The sequence below is a fragment of the Thiomicrolovo sp. ZZH C-3 genome (assembly GCF_054862725.1).
The window spans coordinates 1-5,388 of sequence record NZ_JBTKXX010000008.1 but is presented as its reverse complement, the minus strand read 5'-3'; the positions used below and the strand labels follow the sequence as shown (position 1 = coordinate 5,388).

Annotated in this window: 2 tRNA genes and 3 rRNA genes; all 5 read right to left on the bottom strand. The window is 49.9% G+C overall.

The window, feature by feature from the left end:
- Positions 1-2: 2 nt before the first annotated feature.
- The 5 genes from rrf to ACXWTF_RS13385 all read right to left on the bottom strand — a co-directional run bounded on the left by rrf (position 3) and on the right by ACXWTF_RS13385 (position 5,106).
- Positions 3-118: ribosomal RNA gene (rrf, locus tag ACXWTF_RS13405) — 5S ribosomal RNA — on the bottom strand.
- A gap of 134 nt (positions 119-252) precedes the next feature.
- Positions 253-3,119, bottom strand: a 23S ribosomal RNA gene (locus ACXWTF_RS13400).
- Between the two features lie 193 nt (positions 3,120-3,312).
- Positions 3,313-3,388, bottom strand: a tRNA-Ala gene (locus tag ACXWTF_RS13395).
- A 12-nt stretch (positions 3,389-3,400) separates the two neighbouring features.
- A tRNA-Ile gene (locus ACXWTF_RS13390) sits at positions 3,401-3,477 on the bottom strand.
- A 125-nt stretch (positions 3,478-3,602) separates the two neighbouring features.
- Positions 3,603-5,106, bottom strand: a 16S ribosomal RNA gene (locus ACXWTF_RS13385).
- Together the 16S, 23S and 5S rRNA genes with 2 tRNA genes alongside form the textbook arrangement of a ribosomal RNA operon.
- Positions 5,107-5,388 lie beyond the last annotated feature (282 nt).

Sequence of the window (5,388 nt, the reverse complement as noted above, 5' to 3'; positions counted from 1 at the left end):
GAACCAGGCGGCGACCTACGTTCCCAACCCTGAAAGGGTCAGTATTATCAGCGATGAGAGGCTTAGCTTCCGGGTTCGGAATGGGGCCGGGCGTTTCCCTCTCTCTATAGCCACCTGGACAATCGGATCTAAAGGCTCCGGTGAGCGCTTAGATCCGACTGTGTCGGGAAGTTTTCATTGTTAAAGTCAACGTTACAACTACAGGGATTACAGCCTCTCATATTCAGTAAGGCAGTAAGACACTAATTTTAGGGAAAAAAGACGAACGGACTATTAGTACTGGTCAGCTAAATGCATTGCTGCACTTACACACCCAGCCTATCAAGCTTGTAGTCTTCAAGCGTCCTTCAGGGAGAGTTCATCTTGGAGTTGGCTTCCCGCTTAGATGCTTTCAGCGGTTATCACATCCGAACGTAGCTACCCGGCGGTGCCCTTGGCAGGACAACCGGTGCACCAGTGGTTCGTCCAACCCGGTCCTCTCGTACTAGGGTCAGCTCTCCTCAACTCTCCTGCGCCCACGGAAGATAGGGACCGAACTGTCTCACGACGTTCTGAACCCAGCTCGCGTACCGCTTTAAATGGCGAACAGCCATACCCTTGGGACCTGCTCCAGCCCCAGGATGCGATGAGCCGACATCGAGGTGCCAAACCTCCCCGTCGATGTGAGCTCTTGGGGGAGATCAGCCTGTTATCCCCGGCGTACCTTTTATCCTTTGAGCGATGGCCCTTCCACACAGAACCACCGGATCACTATGACCGTCTTTCGACTCTGCTCGACATGTACGTCTCACAGTCAGGCTGGCTTATGCCATTATACTCTACGATGGATTTCCAACCCATCTGAGCCAACCTTTGTAAGCCTCCGTTACTTTTTAGGAGGCGACCGCCCCAGTCAAACTACCCACCAGACATTGTCCTGACAGAGGATAACTCTGCGCAGTTAGCTATCAGAATATTCAAGGGTGGTATCTCAAGGGTGCCTCATATACAACTGGCGTCATATAATCAACGGCTCCCACCTATCCTGCACATGAATATCCCAATAGCAGTGTCAAGCTATAGTAAAGGTGCACGGGGTCTTTCCGTCTTTCCGCGGGTAGGAGGAATTTTCACCTCCACTACAATTTCACTGGATCCCTGGTTGAGACAGCTCCCATCTCGTTACGCCATTCATGCAGGTCGGTATTTAACCGACAAGGAATTTCGCTACCTTAGGACCGTTATAGTTACGGCCGCCGTTTACTCGTGCTTCAATTCACCGCTTCGCAAAGCTAACGGATCCTTTTAACATTCGAGCACCGGGCAGGCGTCACACCCTATACATCCACTTACGTGTTGGCAGAGTGCTGTGTTTTTGGTAAACAGTCGGGAGGGACTCTTTGCTGCGACCCGCTTCCGCTCCACCCGCAGGGGCTTCACGTACAACGGGCACACCTTATTCCGAAGTTACGGTGCTAGTTTGCAGAGTTCCTTAACCAGGGTTCTTCCACGCGCCTTAGAATACTCATCTCACCCACCTGTGTCGGTTTACGGTACGGGCGACTGTAGATATGCTTAGAAACTTTTCTCGGCACGACGGCATCAACGATTCTGTTTCTGCTCCGAAGAGCGTCGACAGCCTGTCAGATCTCGGTCTCATGTAAGGCGGATTTGCCTACCTTACAACCTACATCCTTCGAGCCACTATTCCATCAGTGACCTCGTTTAGCCCTATGCGTCCTTCCATCACGCTCTACAGTCGGTATCGGAATATTAACCGATTTGCCATCGTCTACCCCTTTCGGACTCGACTTAGGTCCCGACTAACCCTACGATGACGAGCATCGCGTAGGAAACCTTGGGTTTACGGCGAAGCAGATTCTCACTGCTTTTATCGCTACTCATGCCTGCATGCTCACTTCCATCCGCTCCAGCACTCCTTGCCGGTATACCTTCAACGCTGAATGGAACGCTCTCCTACCACTTAGTAAAACTAAGTCTAGAGCTTCGGTGTACATCTTAGCCCCGTTATATTTTCGGCGCAGAATCGCTAGACCAGTGAGCTGTTACGCTTTCTTTAAAGGATGGCTGCTTCTAAGCCAACCTCCTGGTTGTTTCAGCAACTCCACATCCTTTTCCACTTAGATGTAACTTAGGGACCTTAGCTGCTAGTCTGGGTTGTTCCCCTCTCGACGATTGATTTTATCACCCACCGCCTGACTCCCGAGGTTAGGCATACAGTATTCGGAGTTTGATAGGGTTTGGTACCGCGGTGAGCAGCCCTAGCCCTGTCAGTGCTCTACCCCTGTATGCTAATAACTCGAGGCTATACCTAAATATATTTCGGAGAGAACCAGCTATCACTGAGTTTGATTGGCCTTTCACCCCTATCCACAAGTCATCCGGAGGCTTTTCAACGCCTATCGGTTCGGTCCTCCACCGGCTCTTACACCGGCTTCAACCTGCTCATGGATAGATCACTCAGTTTCGGGTCTGCAGCATCTGACTAATCGCCCTATTAAGACTCGCTTTCGCTACGGCTTCGCGTTCGCTTAACCTTGCCAGATACCACAACTCGCAGGCTCATTATGCAAAAGGCAGTCCGTCACCCCTCATAAAGAATGGGGCTCCGAATGATTGTAAGCTATAGGTTTCAGGTTCTATTTCACTCCGTTCACCACGGTTCTTTTCACCTTTCCCTCACGGTACTGGTTCGCTATCGGTCTGGTAGTAGTATTTAGCCTTGGAGGGTGGTCCCCCCATGTTCAGTCAAGATAACACGTGTCCCGACCTACTCGAATAATACATAGATAGTTTTCGCTTACAGGGCTATCACCTTCTATGGCTCCTCTTTCCAAAGGATTCTGCTAACACACTACATACTTTAGGGCTAATCCCATTTCGCTCGCCGCTACTTTGGGAATCTCGGTTGATTTCTTTTCCTCAAGGTACTGAGATGTTTCACTTCCCTTGGTTCGCCCCCCGAAGGGTGACACGATTCGCACCGTGCCGGGTTGCCCCATTCGGAAATCCCCGGATCAAAGCTTCTTGGCAGCTCCCCGAGGCTTATCGCAGCCTAGTACGTCCTTCATCGCCTCTACCAGCCTAGGCATCCACCTATAGCTCTTAATATCTTTATTCTAATTAGCGCTTACTGCCTTACTCAATATGAATAAGACTGTAATATTTAATTGTAGTTGCAATACTCATGAATTTTACTTCATAAATATTTGTTGACTTTAACAATGATAATTCAATGAACGTTTTAGACTCTTAGACACTAAGAAGTCTAATATGAATACTTCATCAAGTACTCGTATTAGGCTTCATCCGTGGTGGAGAATAGCGGGATCGAACCGCTGACCTCCTGCGTGCAAAGCAGGCGCTCTCCCAGCTGAGCTAATTCCCCACATAGTGATCCTGGTGGGCCTAGGAGGACTTGAACCTCCGACCTCACCCTTATCAGGGGTGCACTCTAACCAGCTGAGCTATAGGCCCCTTCTCGGCATTTCTAATTCAATAGAACACAGATCACTGAAAACTAAGCAAGTAAGCGGACAGACACAACTCTGTGTGAGATTTTCTCTTCGGGCCCTCAAACGAATGAGGCCCGGTTACTCTAGAAAGGAGGTGATCCAACCGCAGGTTCTCCTACGGTTACCTTGTTACGACTTCACCCCAGTCGCTGATTCCACCGTAAGCGGTAGCCAGTTTGGCATCCCGATTTCGGGTGAAATCAACTCCCATGGTGTGACGGGCGGTGAGTACAAGACCCGGGAACGTATTCACCGTAGCTTAGCTGATCTACGATTACTAGTGATTCCAGCTTCATGCACTCGAGTTGCAGAGTACAATCCGAACTGAGAGACGCTTTATGAGATTGGCTCCACCTCGCGGTATCGCAACTCTCTGTACGTCCCATTGTAGCACGTGTGTAGCCCTGGCCGTAAGGGCCATGATGACTTGACGTCGTCCTCACCTTCCTCCTCCTTGCGAAGGCAGTCTCCTTAGAGTGCCCAGCCGAACTGCTGGCAACTAAGGACGAGGGTTGCGCTCGTTGCGGGACTTAACCCAACATCTCACGACACGAGCTGACGACAGCCGTGCAGCACCTGTTTTCAAGCTCCAGTAAACTGGCACTACCGTATCTCTACAGTATTCTATCAATGTCAAGGCCAGGTAAGGTTCTTCGTGTATCTTCGAATTAAACCACATGCTCCACCACTTGTGCGGGTCCCCGTCTATTCCTTTGAGTTTTAATCTTGCGACCGTACTCCCCAGGCGGAATGCTTAATCTGTTAAGTGCATCACCGAAACTACAAGAGCCCCGACGACTAGCATTCATCGTTTAGGGCGTGGACTACCAGGGTATCTAATCCTGTTTGCTCCCCACGCTTTCACGCCTCAGCGTCAGTTATGTCCCAGCAGATCGCCTTCGCTTTCGGTATTCCTAGTGATATCTACGGATTTTACCCCTACACCACTAATTCCATCTGCCCCTTCCATACTCTAGGTTCCCAGTTTCAAGTGCAGTTCTATGGTTGAGCCATAGGATTTCACACCTGACTTAAAAACCCGCCTACGCGTCCTTTACGCCCAGTGATTCCGAGTAACGCTTGCTCCCTCCGTATTACCGCGGCTGCTGGCACGGAGTTAGCCGGAGCTTATTCATTAGGTACCGTCATTTTCTTCCCTAATAAAAGGAGTTTACACACCGAAATGCGTCATCCTCCACGCGGCGTTGCTGCATCAGGGTTTCCCCCATTGTGCAATATTCCTCACTGCTGCCTCCCGTAGGAGTCTGGTCCGTGTCTCAGTACCAGTGTGGCGGATCATCCTCTCAAACCCGCTATGTGTCATCGCCTTGGTGAGCTCTTACCTCACCAACTAGCTGATACAATATAGGCCGATCCCTCAGCGAAAAACCTTTCCCTGCGAACAGGAGTATCCGGTATTAATCACCGTTTCCAGTGGCTATCCCAGACTGAGGGGCACGTAACCTATACATTACTCACCCGTGCGCCACTCGTCAGCAAAGTAGCAAGCTACTTCCTGTTACCGTTCGACTTGCATGTGTTAAGCACGCCGCCAGCGTTCACTCTGAGCCAGGATCAAACTCTCCATAATTGAAAAGACGTTTCCGAAGAAACGATTACTGATCCAGCCCAAGATATAAAATCATTGGCTGTATAGTGTCTATCACTATTAATAGTAATAGACGGTTAAATTGTGTCTTATCTAAGTAAGACTTCCAGACTCGCATCTGTCCATCCCACTTGCTTAGTTTTCAATGATCTCAAACTTCCCAAATCTTCAACTCGAAGACCCGGCTGATCGGCTTCTTTCGATGCCTCTCATCGTTTGTGGACGGGAATTATAGGGGATTCTCAAAGCAATGTCAAGAGGTTT